Below are 26,392 nucleotides of genomic sequence, written 5' to 3'. Positions count from 1 at the left end.
ACTCACTCCCCGCCCGGGCCGGGGCGGTCAGGACCGCCCCGGCCCGGTGTGGTGGTCGTGCTTGCGCAGCGGGTCTTCGTCCCGGTCGTCGCGGTGCTGATCGTGGCCGCCGTGCATGTTCTGACCGTGCATGCTGCGCATCATGAAGAACATCATCAGCGGGCAGGCCGCCACGAGGGCGAGCCAGACGAGGCTTTCCAGCGACGCACCGACGATCAGGGCTCCGACCACGACGATCGCAGCGGCAAGGGCATACATGCCGTAGTTGCGCTTGTCGTTCATCACGGGCCTCCTTCAGCGGAGGGCAGAGGCCGCAACAGGGTGCGGGCGGTGGTCAGGATTTGGTGAGAGGGCCGGCGTGCAGGGCGTTCAGGCGACGCTGGTACTCCTCTTCGTCTATCTCCCCGCGGGCGAACCGCTCACTGAGGATCTGCTGTGGTGTGGGTGCGGCGGGGGTGTGGGTGTGTTCGTGGGGCCGGTTGACGGCACGGAAGACCAGCACGAGGGCCGTGATGATCAGCGCCCAGAACGCGACCATGCCGACCGACATCCCGAACCAGCCCCAGCCGCTGACATCGTGGTCGTACCAGAACATCATCGTCCCTCACCTGCTTCGGCTTATCGGCGATCGGGCGCTGGACGGGCTCCCGGGACTTCTTGCCTTCACCTTCATCGTCCCGCTGTCTGGTGAGGCGGTCTGGGGCCGGACGGTCCCGGATTGGTGGGCCGCTCAGCCCCTACCCGGCAGGGGTACTCCGGCGCAGGGTGGAGTGAGGAATCGACGAGGGAGGCGAGCAGCTCATGGATGCCCTCGACGTCGTGGTGGTCGTGGCCGCTGTGCTCTCGGTCGGGGGGCTGGGCTGGTTCTTCTTCGGGCCACGTCGGGCAGGCGCCGCCCGGATCGAGGACGGGGTGCAGCGGGTGGAGGTCACGGTGCGGGGCGGCTACAGCCCCGACCTGATCAAAGTCCGTGAGGGCACGCCGGTGGAGTTGGTCTTCGACCGGCAGGAGGCGGGTGAGTGCACCTCCCGCGTGGTTTTCCCCGACCTCAAGGTCGGTGCCGGGCTGCCGGCCCACGCACGTACCACCGTGCGGCTGAACCCGGACCGGCCGGGCTCGTTCGGCTTCGCGTGCGGCATGAACATGATCCATGGCACGCTCGTCGTCGAACCCGCCGACGTCTCCGCAGGCCCGCCGCCTTCCGCCGACGGCCACGACACCGGCACCACGCCTGAGGCTCCGACGGTCGAAGGGCCGCCTGGGGGAGAGGAGCGGACGGCGGCCGAGGCGGAGGCGGCGGACGCCGCCGAGCGGCAGGCGGAGATCAAGGACCTGACCCGCAGAGTGCTGGTAGGAGCGGTGCTGACCGCCCCGGTGCTGTTCGCCGTGATGGCGCACGAACTCTTCGGCGCCGACTGGGTTCCCGGCTCGATGCTCAACCACTGGTTGCAGCTGGCGCTCATCACCCCCGTGATGTTCTACACCGGCCGACCGATCCACGTGACGGGCTGGCTGACCCTGCGCCACCGCGCCGCGGACATGAACTCCCTGATCACGTTGGGCACTTCATCGGCGTACGGCTATAGCCTGCTGGTCACCCTCGCCCCCGGCCTGCTGCCAGAAGACGTACGCGAGGTCTACTTCGAAGCCGTCGGCGTCATCCTCACCCTGATCCTGCTCGGCCGCCTGCTGGAAGCCCGCGCCAAGGCGGGCACCGGCGAGGCGATCCGGGCCCTGCTCGGTCTTCAGGCCCGCACCGCCCGTGTCGTACGGGGTGGCACCGAGACGGAGATTCCGGTGGAGGACGTGGCGGTTGGGGACGAGATCGTCATCCGGCCCGGGGAGAAGATCCCTGTCGATGCCGAGGTGCTGTCCGGCTCGTCCGCGGTGGACGAGTCGATGGTCACCGGTGAGCCGATGCCGGTCACCAAGCACGCGGGGGACATGGTCGTCGGCGCGACCGTCAACGGCACCGGCTCCCTGCGGGTCCGGGCGGCGAAGGTCGGCGCGGACACGATGCTCGCCCAGATTGTCCGTCTCGTTCAGCAGGCGCAGGCGTCCAAGGCCCCCATCCAGCGGCTCGCCGATGCGGTGTCGGCCTACTTCGTGCCCGCGGTGATCGCCGTCGCGATCGGCACCTTCGCCATTTGGTTCATCCTCGGCCCGTCGCCAGCACTGACCCTGGCCCTGGTCTCGGCGGTCGCCGTGCTGATCATCGCCTGCCCGTGCGCCCTCGGACTGGCGACGCCTCTGTCCGTCATGGTCGGAACCGGCAAGGGCGCCCAGGCGGGCATCCTCATCCGCTCCGCCGAAGCCCTGGAGACGGCGCACAAGCTGGACACCGTGGTGCTGGACAAGACCGGCACCGTCACCGAGGGCAAACCGGTCCTGACCGACGTCCGCCCGGCAGACGGCATGGACGAGACCGGGCTGCTGCGGCTGCTGGCGGCGGCCGAGGCCGACAGCGAGCACCCGCTCGCGCAGGCCATCGTCGCCGGCGTCCGCGAGCGTGGGCTGGCGTGGTCGGCCGCGACCGGCTTCGACTCGGTCACCGGCAAGGGTGTCCAGGCCACCGTCGACGGACGCGCCGTCCTGGTCGGCACTGCCCGGCTGCTGGGCGATGTCGGTATCGACACCAGCGCACTGGATCCCGTCGCGGCCGACCTCGCGGCTGCGGGCAAGACCCCCGTCCTCGCCGCGGTCGAAGGCAGGCCTGCCGGCGTGCTCGCCGTGGCGGACACGGTCAAGCGCGATTCCGCTGCCGCCATCGCCGCCTTGCAGCGCCTGGGTGTCGAGGTCGTCATGCTCACCGGTGACAACGCGCGCACCGCCGCCGCGATCGCCGCCCAGGTCGGCATCGGCCGGGTGCTGGCCGAGGTGCTGCCCGAGCACAAGGCCGACGAGATCAGCCGGCTGCAGGGGGAGGGCCGCACGGTCGGCATGGTCGGAGACGGCATCAACGACGCGCCCGCCCTGGCCGCCGCCGACGTCGGCCTCGCGATCGGCACCGGCACCGACGTGGCCATCGAGGCCGCCGACATCACCTTGATCTCCGGCTCGCTGAGCGGCGTGGTCACCGCCATCCGGCTGTCGCGGGCAACGATGCGCAACATCCGGCAGAACCTGTTCTTCGCCCTGGTCTACAACGCGGTCGGCCTCCCCCTTGCCGCAGGCGCGCTGTACCCCCTGTGGGGCCTGCGCCTCAGCCCGATCATCGCCGCCGCCGCCATGGCGCTCAGCTCCCTGTCGGTGGTCACCAACGCTTCTCGGCTGCGCCGCTGGCACGCCCAGCCGCTGCCGGACGCCCGGTACGCGAGCGTCCGGCCCCGCGTCGAATCCGCCACCGACCGTCCTCCGACCGACGGCACCGCGGCCATTGCACCCCGCCACGCTGCCCCGCACGACCATGCCCACGAGCATCGCGCCGACGGCAGCGCGATTACGGATCCCGTCTGCGGCATGAGCATCGAGGAGGGGGCCGCGGCGCACTCGCGGAACACCGGTACGGGCACTTACTACTTCTGCTCCGCCCACTGCGCCGCCGCATTCGACGCCGACCCGGGGCGCTCTACCGGCCCCGTGTCCGGCGCGACGCAGGAAGGAGGCGAACCCCGGTGACCACCACACCCACCACCCACCGCCACGCCCAGGAACCGCACATCCCGACACCGGGATACGCCGACGACAAGGCCGACCACCTCGCCCGGCTGCACAAGATCGAAGGCCAGATTCGCGGCATCTCCCGCATGGTCGCCGACGACCGCTACTGCATCGACGTCCTCACCCAGATCAGCGCCGCCAGCCGCGCCCTGCAGGAGGTCGCCCTCGGCCTGCTCGATGACCATGTACGCGGCTGCGTCACCGACGCCGCCCGCACCGACCCCGCCCACGCCGAGGAAAAGTTCGAGGAACTCACCGGCGCCCTGCGCCGCACACTGCGCCTGTGAGCGCACCTGCCGACGCGGTCGCACGGGACACCTGGCCCGCCGAGCCCTCTCGTGAGACCGCCTCGTGCTGAGGCCGACGGCGCCTTCGAGCGAGATCATGGCCCTGTGGGGAATTCATCCCGGCCATCCACTGCATTGCAGCAGACAAGCAGCCGCGAAGGAGGGTGCATGACCACCACCGGGCGCAAGGAACTGCAACACCCGCGCTTCGCCCGCCAGTATCTGAAAGTCGCCGCCGAGTCCGACCGGCGCGGCGGCGCCACACACCGCGACCGGCTGCTCGCCGGACTGACCGGACGGGTGCTGGAGGTGGGCGCAGGGCAGGGCCGGAACTTCGGCCACTATCCGGACACCGTGACCGAGGTGGTCGCCCTCGAACCCGAAGACACCCTGCGCACCATGGCCGAGCAGGCCGCGGCCTCGGCACCGGTACGGGTCACGGTCGTTGCCGGTGAGGCCGCCGAACTGCCCGGCAAGACGGGCGAGTTCGACGCCGCTGTCGCCTCCCTCGTGCTCTGCTCGGTCGCCGACGTGCGCCGTGCGCTGACGGAGATCGCCCGCGTCCTGCGGCGGGGCGGAGAGCTGCGTTTCTACGAGCACGTGCGCTCGCCCAACCGCTGGGCGGGCCGGTTGGAAGACGCGATCACCCCGCTGTGGAGCCGGGCCGCCGGCGGCTGCCACCCCAACCGGGACACCGAAGCCGCCATCCGTGCTGCCGGCTTCACGATCACCGACATCGACCGGTTCGGATTCTCCCCCTCTGCGTTCCTTCCGAAGACGCTGCACATCGTGGGGACCGCCGTACGGCCGTGACGACCGCGTTGCGCGCTGCGGCACCCGGCCCTCACGGCCGTCTCCCGGTCATGCCTTCGCGCCAGGTGCCTCGAGCATGTCGGTCGTCAGCTGCATCTCGGCTTTCTGGCCCTCCACCATGCCCTGGGCCAGCCGCCGCACGTCCACGTACTTGGTCAAAGGCTGGCCCCGCCGCAGTGAGCCGGGGAAGACCACCAGCGAGGAGAACCGGGTGGAGGAACGCCTCGCCGAGCTGCGCGCCCGCAAGAGCACGCAGCATCCCTGGCCCGACAGCAAGCGCAAGCGCCATGAGCGAGACTACGAGCCCAGCGTGGTCGACGCGTGGGCCCAGGAGAGAACGGTTACGAGGTGCCAGCCGCGCCCGGGTCAGTGGCTATGGGACGTATGGCCATCCTCTGCCGACTCGGCGGGTGCCTCAGTCGGCCGGTCCTGCTGTGCGGGAGCCCGGTCCTGCTGTGCGGGAGCGTTGTCTCGCTCTGCGGGGGTGTCGGTCGTGGAGCCGTGGTCGTGGCTGTGGCCGTCGGAGCTGATGGTGCCGGCTAGGGAGGTCATGCCCAGCCAGGCGAGGGCCGAGATGACGACGACGCCGGCCGCGAACGGGCTGACGAGGTGCCGCCAGCGGCCCTTCGAGTCCTTGGCGACGAACGCGACGTACGACATGAGCAGGCCGATGGGGGTCATCCAGGCGCTGCGCTCGGGGAACTGCTCGAAGTGCTGGATGCCGCCGCCGACCAGGCCGACGCCGAAGGACAGCAGCAGGGAGAACGCGACCAGCGAGACTGCCTTGCTCAGCGCCGGACGCTCGTCGGCCAGTACGAACTCGTTGACGATGGTGCCGAGGAGGAACACGAAGGCGCCGACGACGCAGATGATCGTGTACAGCGGCGGATCGATCGGGTAGTGGACGACGGCGCCGGCGATGAGGGCGGCGCCCATGAAGTAGAGCATCTGGCCGCTGTAGCGAGCCGGGAGTGACTTCTTGTCGAAGGTGGGGCGGCGGTGTTTCGAGGCGGGAGTCTGGTGGCGCTCTGGCTTGAGAACGGTGGTCACGCGGGTAGGGCCTTTCAGATCTTGGTATGTGAGAGCAGGCAGCAGCCGCGCCGACACCAGTGGTGCGGCGTCATGCTGGTGCAGCTCTCAGCAGCGCAGGATCGAAAGTCGATGTAGGCACGGTGGGTCGCCGATGCGGCTGATCCAGCGGTGCGTGGGTGCTGCCCATCGGCCGAGTACGTAGAGGACGCGGTCGGAGCCCCCGCGCCTGAGTGCGAACGCGAGCCGGGCGGCGACGATGCACAGCAGCGCCAGACAGATCTCCCCGGCTCCACCGTGGTCGCAGGGGGGTTCGCCGTCCGGGCTGTCCGGTGTCTTGGTGGCGTCCCTGGGGGCGACGTCGGAGTGAGCGTGCTGAGTTCTGTCCCCTGCGTCGATGAGCGGCACCGCGGCGGCGTGCCTGCTATGGGCGTGCTGATGTGAGGTCAGGGCGTGCATCGCGAACATGGCAAGTACCACCGCGATGATCGTTGCCAGCAGCAACGCTCCTGTGCGGTGGCCGCGACGGATCTGGCCTGAAATCACGCTGCACGACCATAGGCGGCCCTGGTAGCGAAATCGCCACTAGGAGGCGTCCCCACCCCGTGATGGGAGGAACATCACATCAGGTGTGGATGCGTATGCGCGGCGTCACGGCGCATGCCGTACGGCATCGTCCCCTCGGGCGGCGGGAGCAGGAGCTCCTCGGCCTGCGCCAGGAAGTTGAGACCCTGCGCGGCGAACCTCATCGAGGAACTCGGCCACTCGGGGATCGGACTGCTTTGTCATGTTCAGCTGGTGACCCCCAGGCGGACAGCGTGATCGGCGAGGACTGGCCTGGAGCGGGCTCATCAGCGTGTACGGGGTCTTGGCGACCTTGGCGGCGAGCGCTTTGAAGTCTGCGTCGGCAGCCTTGTCGTGGTTGGTGACCCAGACCGCGCCGTGCTCCAGGGAGTGCACCGCGTTCTCGTTCTGTGTTGGGTGGTCGTGATGTGATCGGCGGCGGTGTTGCCGCTGGCGTTTCCGGGCCTGAGCAGAGCGGCCACCGGCTCGACGGACCCGCCCGTCCCGTGGTCGATGAAGCCCACCAGCCGGTGCTGGCCGAAAGTCTTCTTCCAGGTCGCAGCCGTGTCCCCCTTGTCGGAGTGTGCGATCACCAGGACGCCATCCAGGTCCACGGTCACAAGAGCCGGCCGCTTCAGGCGCCGCCTCCCCGGCCAACTTCCATACGGTCGGCTCGGCTCGCAGCATGCCGACGTCGGCCAGGCTGTCGCCACTGAGGGCGACCGCGAGCGCCACACCCAGAAGGATCTTGCCCGGATCGTGCACCGCCTGCAGCTTGCGCCAGGGTGCCATAGCCGCAGAGATCCCAGCATCCAGTCCCGTCTTGCGGACCGACTCCACCAGCCGGACGGTCCCGGCCTGCGAGACCACTCCACGACCGCTGACCTCACGCAAACGCGCGGGTATGACCCGTTACGCTTCTTCACCTGAGAAGTGCTTCTTCCCACGGCACGATCTGGACCCTCGAGAAGTCCTATCGTTCCAGGTCAGGAGTACGTCTCGCGTTTGTGATCAAACCTCAAAGGGTTAGGGCTGCTGCGAGGCGGTGGTGAGTTCCATGGCCTGAGCCTGGCGCGCGGCGGCGAAGGCAGCCCTGCGGGCACTGAACGGGTCGTGGCCTGAGTGCAGCCAGGGGTGGGTACCGAGAGCGGCGGCCAGCCGCCTGCACTCTTCCTGGGCTGCGAGCCACTGCTCGCGTTCAGCGTGGGCGACGTCGGCTCGTCCCGCCGCGATGTCCACTCCCGCTGGGAGGGCGTCGGCGAGTGCTCCAAGGCACTGAAGGGCGGAGTCCAGCGTCAGCCTTGCCGCCACTGCATCGTCGGGAATCTCCCAGCCGTCCACGGTCCACGTGGACCTGTACTCCGGCGGCGGCTCCTTCGACAGCCAGTGGGAGGCATCGATGGGATCGCCACTGTCACGGGGCCGAGCGAGTTCCGCACGAATCCCGGTGCCCTCGCCATAGTGGCAGTGTGGGTCGGGCGGAAGCGGCTCGGCGGGGAGGGGCGTGGCGGTCGAGCCGGCAGCCGACGCCGGCAGATAGGGACCGGTTCCGGACGGCCCTGGAGGAACTCGGCCTTGTCCGACGGCTTCACCCACATGTGCCAGACGCGCCGCGGCCCGGTGCGCGCTTGCATGAACAGCGTCACGAGCTCGCCCGTGGCCGTCATGCGCACCATGTTGTCGTAGTGCGCCTGTGTTGATTCCCACGTGGCGTGCCAACCACCACAGCGCGTACCAGTCCTCGGGCATTGACGCTGAGTGGTCCAGTCGCAGCGGACCATGCGCAACGCCTTCACGCCTCCTCGAATGCGCAAGGCATCCCGACTGCCCACGTCCTGCCATCGCTGGACGTTCAGCCTGGCCCAGGGCGCCCGGTCGATGGCGAGGAAGATCTCGTTCGTCACGAGCCACAGTGGTGTCAGGCCGTCGTTCACCGCGGTGAGCGTCCTGTTGTCCACAGAACCGCTCGCGATCGGTGAGATCTGGATCTCGTAGCCGATCTTCTTTCCGCTGGCCCCGGCGACCGCCACATCCGTACGACGGCGACCATGTACAACCCCGCCCTCTGAACGCGTTGCTTGACTTCGTGCGCTGTTGTGGTCGATCGGGATCACGTTCTGGGCGTTGCGTGAGGGGAATTGAGCATGTTCTGCGTCCCTTGAGCGGGGGTGGGATGGAGGCGGGAGGATGGGCGAGTGCTATCCCGGGTCTGGAGTCTGACTCATGACATGCCTGACCAGGGCGTCTAAATCACACGGCGTCGGCTGTCGGCCGGGGATGGTGCGTTGCTGGTACCGGGCTGGCGGGTGTGTCCCGATAGGGGCCTGCCGATTGTTGTGGCGTCCTCACGATTCCGACCGCCTGCTGCTGCCCGGTACCGGCAGCGCGACCCGGCATCGGACCGGAAGGGGAGCGGGCATGTCCAGTTCGACCATGCCCAGTACGCCGCCTGCTCCGCAGGCTCGCCGCCGTCGCCCTGCGGGGGAGGTGGTGCTGGGAGTGGACACGCATCGGGATGCCCACGTGGCTGCGGTGCTGTCCGTGATGGGGACCGTGCTGGCCACCGACGAGTTCCCGGCTACCGCGACCGGATACCGCGACTTGCTGAAGTGGGCCAGGAAGTCGGGAGCCGTGAGGCGGGCCGGAGTGGAGGGGACCGGCTCCTACGGGGCCTCCTTGTCCCGCTACCTGCTGACCCAGGGCGTGGACGTGTTTGACGTGAATTGGATGGACCGGGCGGATCGCCGTCGGCGTGGCAAATCGGATCCGCTCGATGCGCAGAATGCGGCGCGAGCTGTGCTGAGCGGTCGGGCCCGTGCCCGGGCCAAGACAGGGGACGGGCCGGTGCAGATCGCGAGAATGTACAAACTCACGAAGGCGTCGGCAGTCAAGGCCCGCACTCAGGCCATCAACCAGCTCAAGTCCGTCCTCATCACCGCTGACCCCGCCTTGCGGGAAGAACTGGCCGGACTGGGCAATGCCGAACTCTTCCGTACCTGTGCGCGGTTCGTCGACGTGAGCGGCCGCGAAGAGGTCGGCGAGGAGTCTGTGCTGCAGGCCACTCGGATCACCCTGGGTCTGCTGGCTCTCCGCATCGGCCAGCTCTCCGAGCAGATCCGCAATGTGGACGCTCGTCTGGCCCGGATCGTGGAATGCCACGCGCCCCAGCTGCTCGACGTGGTGGGGATCGGTCCGGACACGGCGGTCGCCTTGCTGATCACGGTGGGGGACAACCCGGAACGCCTGGACAGCGAGGCGTCCTTCGCAGCGCTGTGCGGGGTCAGTCCAGTCGAGCGTTCCTCGGGACGCCGACACTACCGTCGACTCAACCGCGGCGGCGACCGTCAGGCCAACGCCGCGCTCCACCGCATTGTGTTCACCCGCCTGCGGGTCGACCCGCGCACCCAGGACTACTACGAGCGGCGGATCAAGGAGGGCAAGACCCGTCGTGAAATCGTCCGTTGCCTCAAACGCTATGCTGCCCGCGAGGTCTTCCACCTGGTCAAACAGCTACAGCCAGACCCCCGCTCATAGGGGCTGTCGTGACAGATGAGAGGCTCAGACGGGTGAGCGAGACACCACCGAACACCCTGCAATACCGCTTTGACGGGCCAGAAGACGCTCCCGTCCTGATCCTGGGTCCCTCACTGGGTACCACATGGCACATGTGGGACCGCCAGATCCCCGAACTGACCAAGCAGTGGCGGGTCTTCCGGTTCGACCTGCCCGGACACGGCGGGGCCCCCGCGTATCCGGCGGGCTCGGTGGGGGAGCTCACCGCGCGGCTGCTGGCCACCCTCGACGAGCTCGGCGTGCACCGCTTCGGTTACGCGGGCTGCGCGCTCGGCGGCGCCGTCGGCATCGAGCTGGCCCTGCGCCACCCCGAGCGGCTCGCCTCGCTCGCGCTGATCGCCGCCTCGCCCCGCTTCGGCACGGCCGACGAGTTCCGGCAGAGAGGCGTGATCGTCCGCACCAACGGCCTCGACCCGATCGCCCGGACCGCGCCCGAGCGCTGGTTCACCGGCGGATTCGCCGCCGCGCAGCCCGCGATCACGGAGTGGGCCGTGCAGATGGTGCGCACCACCGACCCCGGCTGTTACATCGCCTCCTGCGAGGCGCTCGCCTCCTTCGACGTCCGCCCCGAACTCGGGCGGGTCGGCGTACCGACCCTGGTCCTGGTCGGATCGGACGACCAGGTCACCGGTCCCGCCGAGGCCCGCACCCTGGTCGCCGGCATCCCGGACGCCCGCCTCGCCGTCGTGCCCGGCGCCTCCCACCTGGTGCCGGTGGAGCAGCCCGCGGCGGTCACCGACCTGCTGGTGCGGCACTTCTCCACCGCCTGGCAGCCCGCCTACGAGACCTCCACCGGCCAGAACGTCCTGCCCCAGGCCGCCCTCAAGCCGGTCCTGTCGTCCGCCCCGCCGCAGCCCCCGCAGGCCGGGCCGGTCGCCGAGATCGCCCCCGTCGCCGTACCGCTGCAGCCGCAGGGGCGGCCCGACCCGTACGACGCCGGGATCAAGGTCCGCCGCGAGGTCCTGGGCGACGCGCACGTCGACCGGGCGCTCGCCCGGGCCGACGAGTTCTCCGGGGACTTCCAGGAGCTCCTCACCCGGTACGCCTGGGGCGAGATCTGGGATCGCCCCGGCCTGGACCGGCGCACCCGCAGCTGCGTGACCCTCACCGCCCTGGTGGCCGGCGGTCACCTCGATGAGCTGGCCTTCCACACCCGGGCCGCCCTGCGCAACGGCCTCACCCCGGACGAGATCAAGGAAGTGCTGCTCCAGGCGGCCGTCTACTGCGGTGTCCCGGCCGCGAACAGCGCGTTCAAGGTGGCCCAGCAGGTCATTCGTGAGGAGACCACGCCCCAGGAGTGAGCCCCCGGCAGCCGCGGAGGCAGGATGGACCCATGAAGCTCACGAAGATGTCGCACGCCTGCGTCCGCCTGGAGAAGGACGGCCGGACCCTCGTCCTGGACCCCGGAGGCTTCAGCGAGGGGGACGCCGCGCTCGGCGCGGACGCGATCCTCGTCACCCACGAGCACCCCGACCACTTCGACGAGTCGCGGCTGCGCGCCGCGATGGAGCACAACCCGGCCGCCCGGATCTGGACCCTGAAGGCGGTAGCGGAGAAGATCTCGGCGGCCTTCCCGGGCCGCGTGCACACCGTCGGCCACGGGGACACCTTCACCGCCGCCGGCTTCGACGTCCAGGTCCACGGCGAGCTCCACGCGGTGATCCACCCGGACATCCCGCGCATCACCAACGTCGGCTACCTCGTCGACGGCGGCACGGTCTTCCACCCCGGCGACGCGCTCACCGTCCCGGACCACCCGGTGGAGACGCTGATGCTCCCGGTCATGGCCCCCTGGAGCAAGATCTCCGAGGTCATCGACTACGTGCGCGAGCTGAGGCCGCAGCGCGCCTACGACATCCACGACGCCCTCCTCACCGACCTGGCCCGCCCGATCTACGACCGGCAGATCGGGCAGCTCGGCGGCTCGGAGCACCTGCGGCTGACACCGGGGGAGTCCGCCGAGGTCTGACGGGGCCGGGCGGCGTTGTCGGACCCGCCGGGTAGGTTGTGGGGCATGCGCATCGCGACCTGGAACGTGAACTCGATCACCGCCCGCCTGCCGAGGCTCCTGGCCTGGCTGGAGAGCAGCGGCACGGACGTGCTGTGCCTCCAGGAGGCCAAGGTCGCCGAGGAGCAGTTCCCGGCGGAGCAGCTGCGCGAGCTGGGCTACGAGTCGGCGGTGCACGCGACCGGCCGCTGGAACGGCGTGGCGGTGCTCTCCCGCGTCGGCATCGAGGACGTCGTCAAGGGCCTGCCCGGCGACCCCGGCTTCGACGGCTCGGTGGAGCCCCGCGCCATCTCCGCGACCTGCGGCCCGCTCCGCGTGTGGTCGGTCTACGTGCCGAACGGCCGTGAGGTGGACCACCCCCACTACGCCTACAAGCTCCAGTGGTTCGAGGCGCTCAAGGCCGCTGTCGCCGGTGACGCGGCGGGCAGCCGCCCGTTCGCGGTGATGGGCGACTACAACGTGGCGCCGACGGACGACGACGTCTTCGACCCGGCCTTCTTCGAGGGCTCCACCCACGTCACCGCCGCCGAGCGTGCCGCCCTGGCCTCGCTGCGCGAGGCGGGCCTGTCCGACGTGGTCCCGCGGCCCCTCAAGTACGACCACCCGTTCACGTACTGGGACTACCGCCAGCTCTGCTTCCCGAAGAACCGCGGCATGCGCATCGACCTGGTGTACGGCAACGCGCCCTTCGCCAAGGCCGTCAGCGACGCGTACGTGGACCGCGAGGAGCGCAAGGGCAAGGGCGCCTCGGACCACGCACCCGTCGTCGTGGACCTGGACGTCTAGGGCCGCAGCAGCCTGAGGTCGACCGAGTCCGCCAGGGCCGCGAGCCCCGTGTCGCCCGGGTGCAGGTGGTCCCCGCTGTCGTAGGCGGGCAGCATCCGGGCGGGCCGTTGCGGGTCGCGGACCACGGCGTCGAAGTCGAGCACCCCGTCGAAGACCCGGCTCTCGCGGAGCCACTCGTTCACCGCGACCCGCTCGGTGTCGACGGCGGCGGTGCACCGCGCCTCGCCTTCGCAGGGCGCGATCGTCGCCGCGAGCATCCGCAGACCCCGGGCGTGCCCGCGCTCCGCCAGGGCACGCAGTCCCTCGATCAGCTGCTCTGCGGACGTCCCCCACCGCAGGTCGTTCACGCCCTCGAAGACGACGGCCGTGCGCGCCGACGGCTGGGCGAGGACGTCCCGGTCGAAGCGGTGCAGGGCGCTCACCCCGGCCGTGTCCGTGGACACCCCGTCGCCCGGGTACCGGTCGGTGACGACGCGGTTGCCCGAGACGCCCAGGTTCAGCACGCCGTAGCGCGGGACGGTGTCCTGCCTCAGCAGCCGGCCGGCCAGTACGTTCGGCCAGCGCCGGTTGGCGTCCACGGTCGACTTGTCGCCGTCGGTGATCGAGTCCCCGAGCAGCACCACCGACCCGGGCCCGCCGCTCACGTCGACCCCGGAGAGCAGCGGCCAGCGGGTGATCACCGAGGTGTACGCCCCGGCGGCGCCGTCCGCCGCGTGATCACCGGGCTCGCTGACGTAGGAGCGCTGCTGGGCGAGGCCGTGCACGGGCGCCGCGGTCACCGTGCCGGGCAGATGGAAGCTCACCAGCAGGTTGGCGTCCGCGGGGACGGAGAAGCCGAGCGGATCGCTGTACGCCTGGGCCCCGGCCGGGATCGTCACGCCCGCCGCACCGCCGAACGACAGTGTCACCGGTGTGCCCCGCGGGGCGGCGCCCGTCGCCTGCACCGCGACCGTGGCGCTGCCGATCCGCACCGGAGCCGCCGCGAAGGTGTTGTCGAACCGCACCCGCACCCGCGGCCCCCCGGCCGAGGTGTGCACGACCAGCCGCAGCGTCCGGTCCGTCCAGGGCCCCACGGCGGCGTAGCCGCCCGTGGCCGTCGTCCAGCTGCCCGTCCAGCCCCGGGTGGCGGTCCGGACCGACACCGCGAAGACGTGCAGCCCGGCCGCGTCCGGCAACCGGACGGAGGTGACCGTGCGGCCCGGCGCCAGCGGCACCGTCACGACGTACAGGCGGGCCTGCTGGGCGAGTTGGCCAGCCGGCGTGTTGATGTGCGGCAGGGCCACCGCCTTGGTGGCGAGCGGCCCGGTGCGCCAGTCGGAGGCGGTCAGCCGGTACCCGGAGCGGGAGCCGTCCGCGTACGTGATCGTGCCCGGGCCGCCGACCTCGGTGCCGGCGGTACCCGCGACCAGGAAGGCCAGGGCGTCCCCGCGCCCCGTGACCCGGACGTGCTGCCCGGCGGCGCGTACGTTGTCCGGCTCGCCCGGCCGCCGCTTCGGCCACGTCAGCCGGGCGCCCTGCACGGTGAGGGCGCGGCCCGGCGTCCAGCCCGCCGCTGCGAGGTCCTGCGCGGACAGGGAGGCGCCCGAACCGCCGAAGTCGGCCCGGCCGGGGGAGCCGTCGTCGCTGACGGCCACGTCGTCGAACAGCCGCTCCAGCGGCACCGCGGCGGCGGCCGGTCTCTCCTCGACGGCCCCCGCCGGCAGCGCCGGGACCAGCGACCCGCACAAGGCCAAGGCGATCAGGACCCCCCGGACACATCGGCGCACAGCCGACTCCTCCCGCTCAGCGACACACGACGCGACAACATCAAACGCAGGGACGGAACTGACGTGGTAACGACGGCCGGTACACAAGACGCACGGTGAAGTTAGAGAGACGGGAGTGACGCGTCAACGCGCGAAACGTGAACTCGGCCTGAACATGACCGGGATCGACGGGTCCGCGCGCCCTGTGGTGCGTACGGCGGTACGAATGACACGCTGGACGTATGAACATCCCTTTCCTGGGCCACCGGCGCCAGAAGGTCGGGATTCCCGACCCGGCGGGCATCGCGGAACTCCTCGCCGAGTGCGAACTGCTGCGCTCCCAGGCGTCCCGGGCGGGTGTCCGGCTGGACGACACGGCGGACTCGCTGGAGGCGCTGGACCAGTTGCTGCCGCGCTGGCGGGACGACGAGGAGACCCTGACCTGGCTCGGCAACGACGCCGGTCTCTACCTGGGCAGCGTGATCGTGCGCACCGTGCCCGGGGCCGCCTGGGAGATCCGCTCCGACGGTCAGCCGGTCGTACGACTGGACTCCGGCCGCGAGTTCGACGTCGTCGACTCGGGCCACGAATGGGCGGCGTTCGGGGTGCCCGAGCTGTCGCAGCTGTACGCGGAAGTCGCCGAATCATGAACGCCCTGGCCAGAACCTTTGGCCCAAAGGCCGACGTAAATACGGCTAATGATCGAAAAGTGCGTGTCGCCCGCCACGTTCGATCTTGCCTGGATACGTTGCGGCCACCACCACACAGCTGAGAGTGAGTAGGGCTGAGCATGGCCGTCGAGCCGCTGATCGAGCTGCGTGACGTCAACAAGCACTTCGGGGAGCTGCATGTCCTCCAGGGCATCGACCTCACCGTCGGCCGGGGGGAGGTGGTCGTGGTCATCGGCCCGTCGGGGTCGGGCAAGTCGACCCTCTGCCGGGCGATCAACCGGCTGGAGACCATCGAGTCCGGGGAGATCGTCCTCGACGGGCAGCCGCTGCCGGCGGAGGGCAAGCCCCTGGCCCGGCTGCGCGCGGACGTCGGCATGGTCTTCCAGTCGTTCAACCTCTTCGCCCACAAGACCGTGCTGCAGAACGTCTCCCTGGGGCAGGTCAAGGTCCGCGGGCGCGGCAAGGAGGACGCCGACAGGCGCTCGCGGGAACTCCTCGACCGGGTCGGCGTCGCCGACCAGGCGGACAAGTACCCGGCGCAGCTCTCCGGCGGCCAGCAGCAGCGCGTGGCCATCGCCCGTGCCCTGGCCATGGAGCCCAAGGTGATGCTCTTCGACGAGCCGACCTCGGCCCTCGACCCGGAGATGATCAACGAGGTGCTGGAGGTCATGAAGCAACTCGCCCGCGAGGGCATGACCATGATCGTCGTGACGCACGAGATGGGCTTCGCCCGCTCGGCCGCCAACCGCGTGGTCTTCATGGCCGACGGCAGGATCGTGGAGGACCGCACGCCCGACGAGTTCTTCACCCGTCCGAGCAGCGACCGCGCCAAGGACTTCCTCTCCAAGATCCTCAAGCACTGAACGGACCGGCACCGGACGGATCGTCGCACCGGACCTCGACTACGATGTGCCCTTCATCCCTGTCGGAGAGGGGGACTTCGCCGAAGGCCGCCGATCCCGCCGGGGAGAGCAGACCGCATGCCCGGTCCGCGGGGCGTCCCCACCGGGTGCGGCCCCCATGACCCGAAGGCCACGGGGGCGGCGGTTCACATCGGCCAGGCCCGTCCGGCGGCAGCCGGAGATCACTGCTCGCGCAGCGGAACCGACACGTACGACGGGTCGTTCGCCGGCGAGGAGAAGGTCAGCTGCGCGCCGGACGGGTTGTGCTCGATGTAGAGCGGGTCGACCGTGTCGACGACCAGGGCGAGGCGATGCCCGGCCGGGACGTCGTAGGCCGTGGAGAACAGCTCCAGGTCGACGCCGAACGGCTTTCCGGGGGTGCGCCCGTGGAAGGTGTACGGCGCGTGGGTGACCAGCTTGCCGAGGCCGAGCGGCCCCACGTCGTACAGGTGGGCGATGAGGGTGCCGCTCTCCTTGGTCGGGGTCAGGGTCGTGTGCAACCTCGTCGTGCCGCGCACCTGTTGGGCCGCGGCGGACTTCTCCGACTGCCAGACGGCGGCCCAGCGGCGGGGGAGCAGCGGGATCGAGGCCATCGGCGGGATGCGGGCCACCTGGTCGAGGATGCTGGACAGGAAGACGACACCGCCGTCCGCCCCGGAGTTCACGTTCGCGCGGATCGTCCTCGTGTCCCCGAGGGTGATCTTCCGGTCGTTCGCGCCGACCGACTTCCAGTCCGGATAGCCCTCGTAGCCGCCCCCGGAACGGGACTTCAGCTGGACGGGCTGCTCGCGGTCGATGCCGTTGTCCTCGCCGCGGAGGTAGTGGTCGAACCAGCGCGCGGTGTCCGTCCAGACGTCGTTGGGCAGCCCGAAGAGTCCGGTCAGCTCGGCGGTGGCGTGGTCCCCGGACCGCATCTCCAGCCGCTTCGGGCCGGTCAGCTTCTCGTAGAAGTCGACGTACTGGTTGGGCGGGAAGACGCTGTCGCCCCAGGTGTTGGCGAGCAAGACCGCCGCGCCGTGGTCGTTGATCCGGTCGACGTAGGTCGCAGCGGAACGTTTCTTCCCCCAGGCGACGAGTTCGGGCTCCTTCGCCAGGTTGGAGCCGTAGAGGTCGTTGAACGTCTGCCGCAGTTCCGGGCTCTGGCGGCCCGTCACCACGCTCGCGCCGTCCAGCAGGGCAGCGGCCTGGAGGTGCTGGGTGCGTCCGGAGTAGATCGAGTCGATCAGGTCGGCCCAGCCGCTGAGGGAGGCGACCGCCTTGATCCGCTTGTCGTGCGCGGCGGTGAGCAGGCTGATGCCGGCGCCGTAGGAGACGCCCGCCATGCCGATGTGCCCGGCGTCGGCGGGGGTGTGGGCGAGCGCCCAGTCGATGACCTTCGACGCGTCGGCGACGTCGGGCGGGCCCGCCACTTCTATCTCGCCGCCCGACTGCCAGAAGCCGCGCACGTTGTAGGTGACGACGACGTATCCGGAGTCGGCGAGCTGCTGTGCCTGGGCCAGGTACTCGACCTGGGGCAGACCCCAGCTCGTGGGCATGACGAGCAGCGGGTAGCGGTCGGTGCCGCCGGCCCCGGCCGGGGTGACGACGTTGGCCTTGAGGACCGTTCCGCCGTCGCCGGCGATGTCGACGAAGCGGACCGGGTGCGGCGCCGCCTGGGCGGTGGGGGCGAGCCCGAGGGCGGTGCCGGCGACCAGGGTCGCAGAGACGGCGCCTACGGCGGTGGTGCGCAGGGCCTTGCGGTGGTGTCCCACGGGTCACTCCTCACTCGTGTCAGTGCAAAGTGACCGAACGGTAACCGCGGCGCCTTACCAGTGGTAACCCATCGGTAAGTTACGTGCCAGTAACGATTGTTGAGCGGTGCAGGAGTCTAGGAGGCGCGGTGTGTGTTGCGTGGGGCCGGTGTCGTCGCGGCGGGCACCGCGGTCTGTGCCGCCCGCGTCACGTCCTCCACGAGTTCGACCACGTCCGGGCCGTACGCCTGCGAGTTGATCACCTTGAGCAGCAGCACGAAGGAGCTGTTGCCGTACTTGCGGGTCAGGCGCTCGTGGTTGCGGGCGAGGTAGCGGGTGGTGGCCTGGTTCGTGATCGACGTCTGGCCGCAGAACAGGAAGACCGGACGGGTGTTCTGGCTGCGGTCCGCGGTGAGCCGGGCGAGCAGCGCGTACTCCTCCCTGCCGTTGTCCACGCGGTAGCGCTCGGTGCCGACCTGGAACGCGCCCCGGTCCGGACCCGGTTCCGCGTCCACGTCCACCCGTACGCCCGGCAGCAGCGACGACAGATGCGCCGCCATCCTCCGGTTGGACGCCGGGCCGCCCACGCAGAACTCCGTGCGTTCCCCGAAACCCTGACGTGCGGTGTCGTGCGGAAGTATCTGGGCGTGGGCGTTGCAGTCCTTGATCAGCGCGGCGAGTTCGAGCAGTGCGAACACGTCGTAGCGCATCACGGCGAACTCGGGTCCGGTCGCGCCGCGGTTCACCACCAGCAGGGACTCGGAGTTGTCGGGCAGCCCGAAGAACGCCTGCTTCCTGCGGAGCTTGCGCTTCCACAGATAGGTGCGGGCCACCCAGCCCAGCGCGGCACTGATGCCCGCCGCGACCACACCCAGAACGATGTTGCGCACGTCGTCATTCATGGGCGCGCATGGTAGCGGGCCCGACGCACCGGTGTTCGACGCCTGCCTGACGCGGCCATGGCGATGAATTAAGCTGCGCGGACGGCCTTTGACTGGAGGTGCGGATGCGTCGCCCTGTCGCACGGAATCTGACGGTCCTGGCGGTTTCGGCCGCCGTGGTGGTGTCGGTGGGAGCGGCGGCGCCGCCCTCCGCGCCGCCGGGTCCGGGCGGGGGGAAGACCCCGCTGGCCGTCGGGTACGGCGGTGCCGTCTCCAGCGTCGACCCCGACGCCTCGGCCGCCGGGATCGAGGTCCTGAGGAAGGGCGGCAACGCCGTCGACGCCGCCGTCGCCACGGCCGCCGCGCTCGGCGTCACCGAGCCCTACTCCGCCGGTGTCGGCGGGGGCGGCTACTTCGTGTACTACGACGCCAAGTCCCGCTCGGTACGCACCATCGACGGCCGCGAGACCGCGCCGCTGAGCGCCGACGAGAACCTCTTCCTCGAGAACGGCAAGCCCCTCGCCTTCGCCGACGCCGTCAGCAGCGGCCTGAGCGTCGGCACCCCGGGGACACCGGCCACCTGGCAGACCGCGCTCGACCAGTGGGGCAGCAAGCGGCTCGCGAGCGTCCTGAAGCCGGCCGAGCGGCTCGCGCGCCACGGTTTCACCGTGGACGAGACCTTCCGCGCGCAGACCGCGTCCAACGAGACCCGCTTCCGCTACTTCCCGGACACCGCCGAACTGTTCCTGCCGGGCGGACGGCTCCCCGTCGTCGGCTCCACCTTCAAGAACCCCGACCTCGCCCGCACCTACGCGGAGCTGGGACGTGAGGGGGTCGACGCCCTGTACCACGGCCGGCTGGGCCGGGACGTCGTCGACACCGTCAACAAGCCGCCGGTCGACCCCGGCTCGGGCTGGAACGCCCGGCCCGGCGACCTGACCGCCAAGGACCTCGCCCGCTACCGCACCAAGGTCCAGGCGCCCACGAGGACCTCCTACCGCGGCCTCGGCGTCTACTCCATCGCGCCGTCCTCCTCCGGCGGCACGACCGTCGGGGAGGCCCTCAACATCCTGGAGCGGACCGACCTCTCCAAGGCGAGCAAGGCCCGCTATCTGCACCGCTTCATCGAGGCCAGCCGGATCGCGTTCGCCGACCGGGGCCGGTGGGTGGGCGACCCCGCCTTCGAGGACGTGCCGGCGCAGGAGCTGCTGTCGCAGAGGTTCGCCGACTCGCGCGAGTGCCTCATCAAGGACGACGCCGTGCTGACCAGCCCGGTGCCGCCGGGCGATCCGCGCCATCCCGAGCGGTGCGGCTCCGGCGGCACGGCGGCTCCCACGACGTACGAGGGTGACAGCACCACGCATCTGACGGTGGCCGACAAGTGGGGCAACGTCGTCGCCTACACCCTCACCATCGAGCAGACGGGCGGCAGCGGCATCACCGTCCCCGGCCGGGGGTTCATCCTCAACAACGAGCTGACGGACTTCTCCTTCGCCCCGGCGAACCCGGCCGTGCACGACCCGAACCTGCCGGGGCCGGGCAAGCGGCCCCGGTCCTCGATCTCGCCGACCATCGTGCTGGACCGCCACCACCAGCCCGTGGTGGCGCTGGGGTCGCCGGGTGGCGCGACGATCATCACGACCGTCCTCCAGACGCTCACCGGGTTCGTCGACCGGGGGATGCCGCTGGTCGACGCGATCGCGGCGCCCCGGGTCAGTCAGCGCAACGCCGCGCAGACCGAGGCGGAGCCCGGCCTCGACAGCGAGGTCAGGAAGCAGCTGGAGGCGATCGGGCACTCCTTCAAGGCGAACCCGGAGATCGGCGCGGCCACGGGTGTGCAGCGGCTGCCGGGCGGGAAGTGGCTGGCAGCCGCCGAGACCGTGCGGCGGGGTGGGGGATCGGCGATGGTGGTGCGGCCGGTGCGGTGAGTGCCGGGTGCGGCGTGGGGACTCAGACGCAGTCCCCACGCCCCTGAAGAGCACGCAGTCCCCACGCCCCTGGGGTGGGGAGCGCGCAGTCCCACGCCCCTAGGAGGGCGTCGCCGAACTCTGCGTTTCGAACGTCAACTGGCCGTCCTTGGCATCCACCGTGACGCTGCCACCGGTGTCGACCCTGCCGTCCAGCAGCAGCCGTGACAGCTCGTTGTCCACCTCGCGCTGGATCGTGCGGCGGAGCGGGCGGGCGCCGTACTCCGGCTGGTAGCCGCGGTCGGCCAGCCACTCCACCGCCTGGTCGGTGAAGGTCACCGTGACGCCCTTGTCCCGCACCAGGGACCGGGTGCGCTCCAGCAGGAGGTTGGTGATCCGGCGCAGCTGCTCCGTGGTGAGCTGGCGGAAGACGACGATCTCGTCGATGCGGTTCAGGAACTCCGGGCGGAAGTGCTCCCGCAGCGGGCGCAGGATCTGCTCGCGGCGGGCCTCCTCGTCCGCGTCGGCGCCGCCCGCGGCGAAGCCCGTCGTGGCGCCCCGGCGGGTGATCGCCTCGGAACCGAGGTTGCTCGTCATCACGATGACCGTGTTGCTGAAGTCCACGGTGCGGCCCTGGGCGTCGGTCAGCCGGCCGTCGTCGAGGACCTGGAGCAGGATGTTGAAGACGTCCGGGTGGGCCTTCTCCACCTCGTCCAGCAGGAGCAGCGAGTACGGGTGACGGCGCACCACCTCGGTGAGCTGCCCCGCCTCCTCGTGGCCGACGTAACCGGGCGGGGCGCCGACCAGCCGGCTGACGGTGTGGCGCTCCTGGTACTCGCTCATGTCGAGCCGCACCATGCGGTCCTCGCTGCCGAACAGGGCCTCGGCGAGCGCCCGGGCCAGTTCGGTCTTGCCGACGCCCGTCGGGCCGAGGAACAGGAAGCTGCCGATCGGGCGGTCGGGGGCCGCGAGCCCGGCGCGGGAGCGCAGCACCGCGTCGGAGACGACCCGCACGGCCTCGTCCTGGCCGACCACCCGCTGGTGCAGATGCTCCTCCAGACCCAGCAGACGGTCCTTCTCCTCCTGGGTGAGGCTGGCGACCGGGATGCCGGTCTGCCGGGACACGACCTCGGCGATCGACTCGGCCCCGACCACCAGGTCCTGGCCCTCGTCGACCTCGCCCTCACCGCCGGCCTCGGTGATCCGCTGCTTCAGCTCCACGATCCGGTCGCGCAGCTGGGTGGCCTGCTCGTACTGCTCGTCCGCGACGGCCTGGTCCTTGTCCCGGGTGAGCTGCTCCAGCTCCCGCTCCAGGGCCCGTACGTCCGTGCCCTTGGTCCGGGCCCGCAGCCGCACCCGGGCACCGGCCTGGTCGATGAGGTCGATGGCCTTGTCGGGCAGACGGCGGTCGGTGAGGTAGCGGTCGGAGAGCTCCACGGCGGCGACCAGGGCCTCGTCGGTGTAGCGGACCTGGTGGTGGGCCTCGTAGCGGTCCCGGAGCCCGCGTAGGATCTCGATCGCGTCCTCGGCGGTCGGCTCCGGCACCATGATCGGCTGGAAGCGGCGGGCCAGCGCCGCGTCCTTCTCGATCCGGCGGTACTCCTCCAGCGTGGTGGCGCCCACGATGTGCAGCTCGCCCCGGGCGAGGGCCGGCTTGAGGATGTTGCCGGCGTCCATGGAGCTGCCGTCGCCGCCACCGGAACCGGCGCCCACGACCGTGTGCAGTTCGTCGATGAAGATGATCAACTGGTCCGAGTGGGCGCGGATCTCGCTCACGATGTTGTTCATCCGCTCCTCGAAGTCGCCCCGGTAGCGGGTGCCCGCGACCACGCCCGTCAGGTCCAAGGCGACCACCCGGCGCCCGATCAGCACGTCGGGCACGTCCGCCTCGGAGATGCGCTGCGCCAGGCCCTCCACGATGGCCGTCTTGCCGACGCCCGCGTCACCGATCAGCACCGGGTTGTTCTTGCCACGACGGGACAGGACCTCGACGGTCTGCTCGATCTCCTGGTCCCGGCCGATCACCGGGTCGATCCGGCCCTGCCGGGCCAGCTCGGTGAGGTCGCGGCCGTACTTGTCGAGCGTCGGCGTGTTCGTCGGGCGCGGACGCTCGGACTGCGGGACCTCGGGCGCCTCGGACGGCTCCGACGGGGCGAAGCGGGCGGCGTTGAGGATGTGCCCGGCGGCCGAGTCGGGATTGGAGGCCAGGGCGCTCAGGACGTGCTCCGGGCCGATGTAGCCGTAGCCGCGGGCCCGGGCCATGTCGTGCGCGTCCAGCAGGGCCCGCTTGGCGGCCGGGGTGAGGGAGAGCGCGGTCGGCGGCGGGGCGTCGTCCGGGGTGTGCTGGGCCGGCCCCGACCGGTCGTCGATCTGCGACGCCAGCGAGTCGGGGTTCGCACCGGCCTTGCTGAGCAGGGTGCGGGTGGGCTCGGTGGCGAGCGCCGCCCGCAACAGATGCTGGGTGTCGAGATCTCGGCTGCCGTGCTCGGCGGCGTACTGGGCGGCGCCGCGGACGAGCTCCCGGGCCGGCTGACTGAGCAGCCGCCCGAGATCGATCTGGCGGGGACCGGGACGCGGTCCGCCGAAGAACCGTGCGAGGAATTCTCCGAAGGGGTCCGAGCCGTAGCCCTCCGGGCTGGTGAAGCCGCTGCTCATGGGCCTTCCGTTCCCGGCGTCCCCGGCGCGGGCGGGGGACGCCCTGGCTGGTCGACGTGCCGGGGTCGGGTAACCCGGGTGGCAGCCGGTTACACCTGGGGCGCGCTCGTAGAACACCTTCGCACGATCGCCGACCAGGGGCACCTCAGGGGCGAAGCCGGGCGATCCCGGCACGTCGACCGGGTGTCAGCGCGCGGTCAGGATCCTCGGTCCCGCGTCCGTGATCGCGACCGTGTGCTCCGCGTGAGCCGCCCGGGAGCCGTCGTTCGTCTTCAGGGTCCAGCCGTCGGGCGCCGCGTGGTAGCCGTCCGTGCCGCCCGCGACGACCATGGGCTCGATCGCCAGGACCATGCCGTGCCGCAGCCGCATGCCACGCCCCGGGCGGCCCTCGTTCGGCACCCCGGGATCCTCGTGCATGCGGCGGCCGATGCCGTGGCCGCCGAAGCCGTCGGGGATGCCGTACCCGGCGCCGCGGCAGACCGTGCCGATCGCGTGCGCGATGTCGCCGATGCGGTTGCCCACGACGGCCGCCCCGATGCCGGCCGCGAGGGCCCGCTCGGCGGTCTCGATCAGCCGGAGGTCCGCCGTGCGCGGCGTGCCCACGACGAAGCTGAGTGCGGAGTCGCCGACCCAGCCGCCCAGTTCGGCGCCGAAGTCGATGGAGACCAGGTCGCCGTCGAGCAGGCGGTACCGGTCCGGGACGCCGTGCACGATCGCGTCGTTCACCGAGACGCACAGGACGGCCGGGAACGGGGTGGGCGCGAAGGACGGCCGGTATCCCAGGAAGGGTGAGGACGCACCCGCCTCGCGCAGTACGCCGTGCGCCACCTCGTCGAGTTCCAGCAGGGAGACGCCCACGCCGGCGGCCTTCCGTACGGCCGTCAGGGCCCGGGCGACGACTTGGCCCGCCTCGTGCATCGCGTCGATAGAAGTGTCTGTCTTCAGCTCCACCATGCCAATTACTATACCGGTATTAGAATGGGGGCATGGTGCGCACCCCTCTCACCCCCGAAGAGCGCGAACGCGGCGAGCGGCTCGGCAGGCTGCTGCGCGAGGCGCGTGGTGGCCGGAGCATGACGGAGATCGCGGCGAGCGCGGGCATCTCCGCGGAGACCCTCCGGAAGATCGAGACCGGGCGGGCCCCCACCCCCGCCTTCTTCACGGTGGCCGCGCTGGCCGGAGTCCTCGGACTGTCCATGGACCAACTGGCCGGGCAGTGCGTGCCGGTGGCCCTTTGAGGCCCTTGCGCCGCGCGTGAAAACTCCCTGTAGCACTCCCGTAACACGACTCGTGTTGCCTACGGGGCGGAGTGCTCCGGTCTCAGGGAGTTGAGCGATGGCGGCGGATCAACTCCCGGCTCAAGTCGGGAAGTTCGCGACCTACCTGGACGGCCTGCTGGCGCGCCTCGACCCGTCCGGCGGCTGGTGCGGCGTGTTCTGGCGGCGCGACCCGGACGGCATGCGGGCCTGCCTGGAGGGCCGCGAGATACCGCCCTGGGACGTGGTCGAGGCCCTGCTGCAGGACCTCGCCGGGCAGTACGGCCCGGGGGGAGCCGGGCCGGAGACGGACCGGGCCCGCGCCCTGCACGCCGCCGTGCTCGCCGCGCACGACACCCGCCCCGGGGGCCGCGAGGCACTCGGCGACCGTCTCGACGTCATGCTCCGCGAACAGCGGTACGCCGCCGAACGGGAGGCCGCCCTCGCCCGGCACCTGACCTCGGCCACGACCCGCGAGCAGGCGGACGCCCTGCGCCTGGACCTGGCCTGGGCCCGGGACGACCACGAACGGGCGAGCGCGCGATGCGCGGAACTCCGGGCACGGATGGCCTACGTGGACCGGCGTGGCCGGGAGGCACCCGTGGTGCCCTGGGGCGCCCCCGAGGCACCGGCCGCAGCCGCAGCGAAAGCGTCAGCCGCAGCCCAAGCTCCAGCCGTAGCCCAAGCTCCAGCTGCAACTCAAGCTCCAGCCGCGGCTCAAGCTCCAGCTGCAACTCAAGCTCCAGCCGCGGCTCAAGCACCCGCCGCAGCTGCACCCCATGCGCCGGCCGCAGCCCGAGCCGCAGATCACGCCCCGGCCGCAGCTCCAGTCCCTGCGACCTCACCCGCACCCGCACCAGTACCCGCACCCTCTCCCGCTCCCGACCCGGCCGCCTTCCAACCCCCGCCCCCCGCACCCGACCCGGCCGCACCCGACCCGGCCGCACCCGGCCCGGCCGCACCCGGCCCGGCCGCCCCCGACCCCCCGCCCCCGAGTCCCGGCCCCGCCGCCCCCAAGCAGCGCAAACGGCGTCGTGGCAGTGCCCGCTTCGCCGGGATGGCCGATGAGGAGGACATGCCCGTCGCCGTACCGCCCGCTGCCGTGCCGACGCTGCCCGTACCCGCCTCCGCCTCCGTGACCACCGGCCGCACCCCGCGCGGGGCGCGCTTCGCCGGGGCCGCCGGGGAGGCTGTGGTGGAGCGGCCGGCGGGGGAGGGGGACGCCGTCGGGGCCGCGGACTCGGCCGAGGTCGGACGGACCGTCGAGGCGCTGGCGTGCCTGCGGAGCGAGGGGCGCAGTGGGGAGGCCCACGCGCTGCTGGCCGAGGTCGCCGCCTGGGAGCCCGGCCGGTTTCCGCTCCTCGCGGCGCGGCTGCACCAGGCAGGGCTGGACGCCGACTGGCAGACCCTGCTGTGGGAGGCCGCCTCGCTGCCCGCCGGGCGGCTGGTCGCCGCCGCCGACGCGCTGGTCGCGGCCGGCCGGGCGGACGACGGCCGGCAGATGCTGCGGCAGGGCGTCGCACGGCCGGCGGCCGAGCTCGGCCGGGCCGTGCTCGGCCTGGTCGCCGAGGGGCGCCACCGCGAGGTGCGCGTGCTGCTCGACGCCTGCGTCAGGGCCCGTACGCCCGAGGAGGCCGCACGCAGCGCCGAACCCGAACCGCAGCGCCTCGTACCGCTCCTGCTGGAGGCCGCGCGGGGTGTTTCGGACGAGCGGTACTGGGACCTCGTGCACGCCCTGCGGGTCGCCGGATCAGCCACCTGACCGGCGGGAGGGCACCCCGGGCGACTCACCCACAGGAGTGCGAATCGCGCAATGCCCCGCGGGTTGGCGACGATGGTCTTGGCAACCCCGTGCCAGAGGCTTACGTTCGTGGCTCTACGGCCCGCTTCTACGGGCGTAGAGGCGCAGACGTCGCGTCGAAGGA

At 71.2% G+C, this 26,392-nt stretch carries 24 protein-coding genes and 2 pseudogenes; 13 read left to right on the top strand and 13 right to left on the bottom strand.

Annotation, left to right across the window (positions count from 1 at the left end):
• Positions 1-27 precede the first annotated feature (27 nt).
• Complete coding sequence (locus ACFV20_RS07010) at positions 28-282, bottom strand: DUF2933 domain-containing protein (RefSeq protein ID WP_385653298.1); 255 nt, start codon at positions 280-282, stop codon at positions 28-30.
• 52 nt (positions 283-334) lie between these two features.
• Complete coding sequence (locus tag ACFV20_RS07005) at positions 335-598, bottom strand: SHOCT domain-containing protein (RefSeq protein WP_385653297.1); 264 nt, start codon at positions 596-598, stop codon at positions 335-337.
• 203 nt (positions 599-801) lie between these two features.
• On the opposite strand from ACFV20_RS07005, the gene ACFV20_RS07000 reads away from it, so the two are divergent.
• The 3 genes from ACFV20_RS07000 to ACFV20_RS06990 all read left to right on the top strand — a co-directional run bounded on the left by ACFV20_RS07000 (position 802) and on the right by ACFV20_RS06990 (position 4,760).
• Entirely contained in the window at positions 802-3,618 is a 2,817-nt protein-coding gene (locus ACFV20_RS07000) for a heavy metal translocating P-type ATPase (protein WP_385653296.1), read from the top strand.
• Positions 3,615-3,947, top strand: coding sequence for a metal-sensitive transcriptional regulator (locus ACFV20_RS06995; RefSeq protein ID WP_385653295.1), 333 nt, complete (start codon positions 3,615-3,617; stop codon positions 3,945-3,947). Before ACFV20_RS07000 ends, ACFV20_RS06995 begins: the two co-directional genes overlap by 4 nt.
• A 168-nt stretch (positions 3,948-4,115) precedes the next feature.
• Positions 4,116-4,760 carry a class I SAM-dependent methyltransferase gene (locus tag ACFV20_RS06990; RefSeq protein ID WP_385653293.1) on the top strand — a complete coding sequence of 215 codons (645 nt, stop codon included), beginning with the start codon at positions 4,116-4,118 and terminating at the stop codon, positions 4,758-4,760.
• 48 nt (positions 4,761-4,808) lie between these two features.
• On the opposite strand, the gene ACFV20_RS06985 is transcribed toward ACFV20_RS06990, so the two are convergent.
• From ACFV20_RS06985 to ACFV20_RS06960, 6 genes and pseudogenes are all read right to left on the bottom strand, one after another.
• Positions 4,809-5,012: a hypothetical protein gene (locus ACFV20_RS06985; RefSeq protein ID WP_385653291.1), complete on the bottom strand. Its 204-nt coding sequence runs from the start codon at positions 5,010-5,012 to the stop codon at positions 4,809-4,811.
• Positions 5,013-5,126: 114 nt separating this feature from the next.
• The gene (locus ACFV20_RS06980) at positions 5,127-5,810 is read right to left on the bottom strand and encodes a hypothetical protein (RefSeq protein WP_385653290.1); all 684 of its coding nucleotides are present in this window, start codon (positions 5,808-5,810) and stop codon (positions 5,127-5,129) included.
• Between the two features lie 87 nt (positions 5,811-5,897).
• Entirely contained in the window at positions 5,898-6,335 is a 438-nt protein-coding gene (locus ACFV20_RS06975) for a hypothetical protein (protein ID WP_385653289.1), read from the bottom strand.
• Between the two features lie 74 nt (positions 6,336-6,409).
• A complete protein-coding gene (locus ACFV20_RS06970; RefSeq protein ID WP_385653750.1) occupies positions 6,410-6,538 on the bottom strand; it encodes a hypothetical protein in 129 nt (42 codons plus the stop codon).
• Positions 6,539-6,581: 43 nt separating this feature from the next.
• Positions 6,582-6,749: pseudogene (locus ACFV20_RS06965) on the bottom strand (DUF3105 domain-containing protein); the annotation flags it as partial.
• A gap of 17 nt (positions 6,750-6,766) precedes the next feature.
• Positions 6,767-7,279, bottom strand: a pseudogene (locus ACFV20_RS06960) (transposase); the annotation flags it as partial.
• A gap of 880 nt (positions 7,280-8,159) precedes the next feature.
• Here ACFV20_RS06960 and ACFV20_RS06955 point away from each other — a divergent pair.
• The 5 genes from ACFV20_RS06955 to ACFV20_RS06935 all read left to right on the top strand — a co-directional run bounded on the left by ACFV20_RS06955 (position 8,160) and on the right by ACFV20_RS06935 (position 12,720).
• Positions 8,160-8,348 (top strand): hypothetical protein, encoded by a 189-nt coding sequence (locus ACFV20_RS06955; protein ID WP_385653287.1) that lies wholly within the window; start codon positions 8,160-8,162, stop codon positions 8,346-8,348.
• Between the two features lie 423 nt (positions 8,349-8,771).
• Entirely contained in the window at positions 8,772-9,887 is a 1,116-nt protein-coding gene (locus ACFV20_RS06950) for an IS110 family transposase (RefSeq protein WP_385653284.1), read from the top strand.
• A gap of 32 nt (positions 9,888-9,919) precedes the next feature.
• Positions 9,920-11,227 carry a 4-carboxymuconolactone decarboxylase gene (gene pcaC / locus ACFV20_RS06945; protein ID WP_385653283.1) on the top strand — a complete coding sequence of 436 codons (1,308 nt, stop codon included), beginning with the start codon at positions 9,920-9,922 and terminating at the stop codon, positions 11,225-11,227.
• A gap of 32 nt (positions 11,228-11,259) precedes the next feature.
• Positions 11,260-11,895 (top strand): MBL fold metallo-hydrolase, encoded by a 636-nt coding sequence (locus ACFV20_RS06940; RefSeq protein WP_385653281.1) that lies wholly within the window; start codon positions 11,260-11,262, stop codon positions 11,893-11,895.
• A 45-nt stretch (positions 11,896-11,940) separates the two neighbouring features.
• On the top strand, positions 11,941-12,720 hold the full coding sequence (locus ACFV20_RS06935; RefSeq protein ID WP_385653280.1) for an exodeoxyribonuclease III: 780 nt from the start codon (positions 11,941-11,943) through the stop codon (positions 12,718-12,720).
• On the opposite strand, the gene ACFV20_RS06930 is transcribed toward ACFV20_RS06935, so the two are convergent.
• Positions 12,717-14,486 (bottom strand): SGNH/GDSL hydrolase family protein, encoded by a 1,770-nt coding sequence (locus tag ACFV20_RS06930; protein WP_385653278.1) that lies wholly within the window; start codon positions 14,484-14,486, stop codon positions 12,717-12,719. The genes ACFV20_RS06935 and ACFV20_RS06930 overlap by 4 nt on opposite strands.
• Before the next feature lie 221 nt (positions 14,487-14,707).
• Here ACFV20_RS06930 and ACFV20_RS06925 point away from each other — a divergent pair, with 221 nt between their 5' ends.
• Entirely contained in the window at positions 14,708-15,115 is a 408-nt protein-coding gene (locus ACFV20_RS06925; protein WP_385653276.1) for a DUF6278 family protein, read from the top strand.
• A 140-nt stretch (positions 15,116-15,255) separates the two neighbouring features.
• Entirely contained in the window at positions 15,256-15,999 is a 744-nt protein-coding gene (locus ACFV20_RS06920) for an amino acid ABC transporter ATP-binding protein (protein WP_385653274.1), read from the top strand.
• Between the two features lie 221 nt (positions 16,000-16,220).
• Here ACFV20_RS06920 and ACFV20_RS06915 read toward each other — a convergent pair whose 3' ends face one another.
• Together ACFV20_RS06915 and ACFV20_RS06910 are read right to left on the bottom strand one after the other, a co-directional pair.
• Positions 16,221-17,789, bottom strand: coding sequence for an alpha/beta fold hydrolase (locus tag ACFV20_RS06915; RefSeq protein ID WP_385653272.1), 1,569 nt, complete (start codon positions 17,787-17,789; stop codon positions 16,221-16,223).
• A 116-nt stretch (positions 17,790-17,905) separates the two neighbouring features.
• A complete protein-coding gene (locus ACFV20_RS06910) occupies positions 17,906-18,670 on the bottom strand; it encodes a hypothetical protein (RefSeq protein WP_385653269.1) in 765 nt (254 codons plus the stop codon).
• A gap of 104 nt (positions 18,671-18,774) precedes the next feature.
• Between ACFV20_RS06910 and ggt the strand changes: the two genes are divergently transcribed.
• Entirely contained in the window at positions 18,775-20,577 is a 1,803-nt protein-coding gene (gene ggt, locus ACFV20_RS06905; protein ID WP_385653268.1) for a gamma-glutamyltransferase, read from the top strand.
• A 99-nt stretch (positions 20,578-20,676) separates the two neighbouring features.
• On the opposite strand, the gene ACFV20_RS06900 is transcribed toward ggt, so the two are convergent.
• Entirely contained in the window at positions 20,677-23,211 is a 2,535-nt protein-coding gene (locus ACFV20_RS06900; protein ID WP_385653266.1) for an ATP-dependent Clp protease ATP-binding subunit, read from the bottom strand.
• Positions 23,212-23,397: 186 nt separating this feature from the next.
• Positions 23,398-24,165 (bottom strand): type I methionyl aminopeptidase, encoded by a 768-nt coding sequence (gene map, locus ACFV20_RS06895; protein ID WP_385653265.1) that lies wholly within the window; start codon positions 24,163-24,165, stop codon positions 23,398-23,400.
• A gap of 32 nt (positions 24,166-24,197) precedes the next feature.
• Between map and ACFV20_RS06890 the strand changes: the two genes are divergently transcribed.
• Both ACFV20_RS06890 and ACFV20_RS06885 read left to right on the top strand, forming a co-directional pair.
• Positions 24,198-24,449: a helix-turn-helix domain-containing protein gene (locus ACFV20_RS06890; RefSeq protein WP_385653262.1), complete on the top strand. Its 252-nt coding sequence runs from the start codon at positions 24,198-24,200 to the stop codon at positions 24,447-24,449.
• Between the two features lie 97 nt (positions 24,450-24,546).
• Positions 24,547-26,229, top strand: coding sequence for a hypothetical protein (locus tag ACFV20_RS06885; protein WP_385653260.1), 1,683 nt, complete (start codon positions 24,547-24,549; stop codon positions 26,227-26,229).
• Positions 26,230-26,392: the final 163 nt, after the last annotated feature.

Source organism: Streptomyces sp. NPDC059696 (assembly GCF_042733745.1).
Taxonomy (GTDB): domain Bacteria; phylum Actinomycetota; class Actinomycetes; order Streptomycetales; family Streptomycetaceae; genus Streptomyces.
Note: the sequence above shows the minus strand (reverse complement) of the source record. Positions and strands in the feature narration are given on the sequence as shown.

Excerpts from the sequence above, each read along its gene's own strand:
- ACFV20_RS07010 (WP_385653298.1), bottom strand. The coding sequence starts at position 282 with ATGAACGACAAGCGCAACTACGGCATGTATGCCCTTGCCGCTGCGATC.
- ACFV20_RS07005 (WP_385653297.1), bottom strand. The coding sequence starts at position 598 with ATGATGTTCTGGTACGACCACGATGTCAGCGGCTGGGGCTGGTTCGGG.
- ACFV20_RS07000 (WP_385653296.1), top strand. The coding sequence starts at position 802 with ATGGATGCCCTCGACGTCGTGGTGGTCGTGGCCGCTGTGCTCTCGGTC.
- ACFV20_RS06990 (WP_385653293.1), top strand. The coding sequence starts at position 4,116 with ATGACCACCACCGGGCGCAAGGAACTGCAACACCCGCGCTTCGCCCGC.
- ACFV20_RS06970 (WP_385653750.1), bottom strand. The coding sequence starts at position 6,538 with ATGAGGTTCGCCGCGCAGGGTCTCAACTTCCTGGCGCAGGCCGAGGAG.
- ACFV20_RS06955 (WP_385653287.1), top strand. The coding sequence starts at position 8,160 with ATGCGCAAGGCATCCCGACTGCCCACGTCCTGCCATCGCTGGACGTTC.
- ACFV20_RS06950 (WP_385653284.1), top strand. The coding sequence starts at position 8,772 with ATGTCCAGTTCGACCATGCCCAGTACGCCGCCTGCTCCGCAGGCTCGC.
- ACFV20_RS06940 (WP_385653281.1), top strand. The coding sequence starts at position 11,260 with ATGAAGCTCACGAAGATGTCGCACGCCTGCGTCCGCCTGGAGAAGGAC.
- ACFV20_RS06935 (WP_385653280.1), top strand. The coding sequence starts at position 11,941 with ATGCGCATCGCGACCTGGAACGTGAACTCGATCACCGCCCGCCTGCCG.
- ACFV20_RS06925 (WP_385653276.1), top strand. The coding sequence starts at position 14,708 with ATGAACATCCCTTTCCTGGGCCACCGGCGCCAGAAGGTCGGGATTCCC.
- ACFV20_RS06920 (WP_385653274.1), top strand. The coding sequence starts at position 15,256 with ATGGCCGTCGAGCCGCTGATCGAGCTGCGTGACGTCAACAAGCACTTC.
- ACFV20_RS06910 (WP_385653269.1), bottom strand. The coding sequence starts at position 18,670 with ATGAATGACGACGTGCGCAACATCGTTCTGGGTGTGGTCGCGGCGGGC.
- ggt (WP_385653268.1), top strand. The coding sequence starts at position 18,775 with ATGCGTCGCCCTGTCGCACGGAATCTGACGGTCCTGGCGGTTTCGGCC.
- ACFV20_RS06900 (WP_385653266.1), bottom strand. The coding sequence starts at position 23,211 with ATGAGCAGCGGCTTCACCAGCCCGGAGGGCTACGGCTCGGACCCCTTC.
- map (WP_385653265.1), bottom strand. The coding sequence starts at position 24,165 with ATGGTGGAGCTGAAGACAGACACTTCTATCGACGCGATGCACGAGGCG.
- ACFV20_RS06890 (WP_385653262.1), top strand. The coding sequence starts at position 24,198 with ATGGTGCGCACCCCTCTCACCCCCGAAGAGCGCGAACGCGGCGAGCGG.
- ACFV20_RS06885 (WP_385653260.1), top strand. The coding sequence starts at position 24,547 with ATGGCGGCGGATCAACTCCCGGCTCAAGTCGGGAAGTTCGCGACCTAC.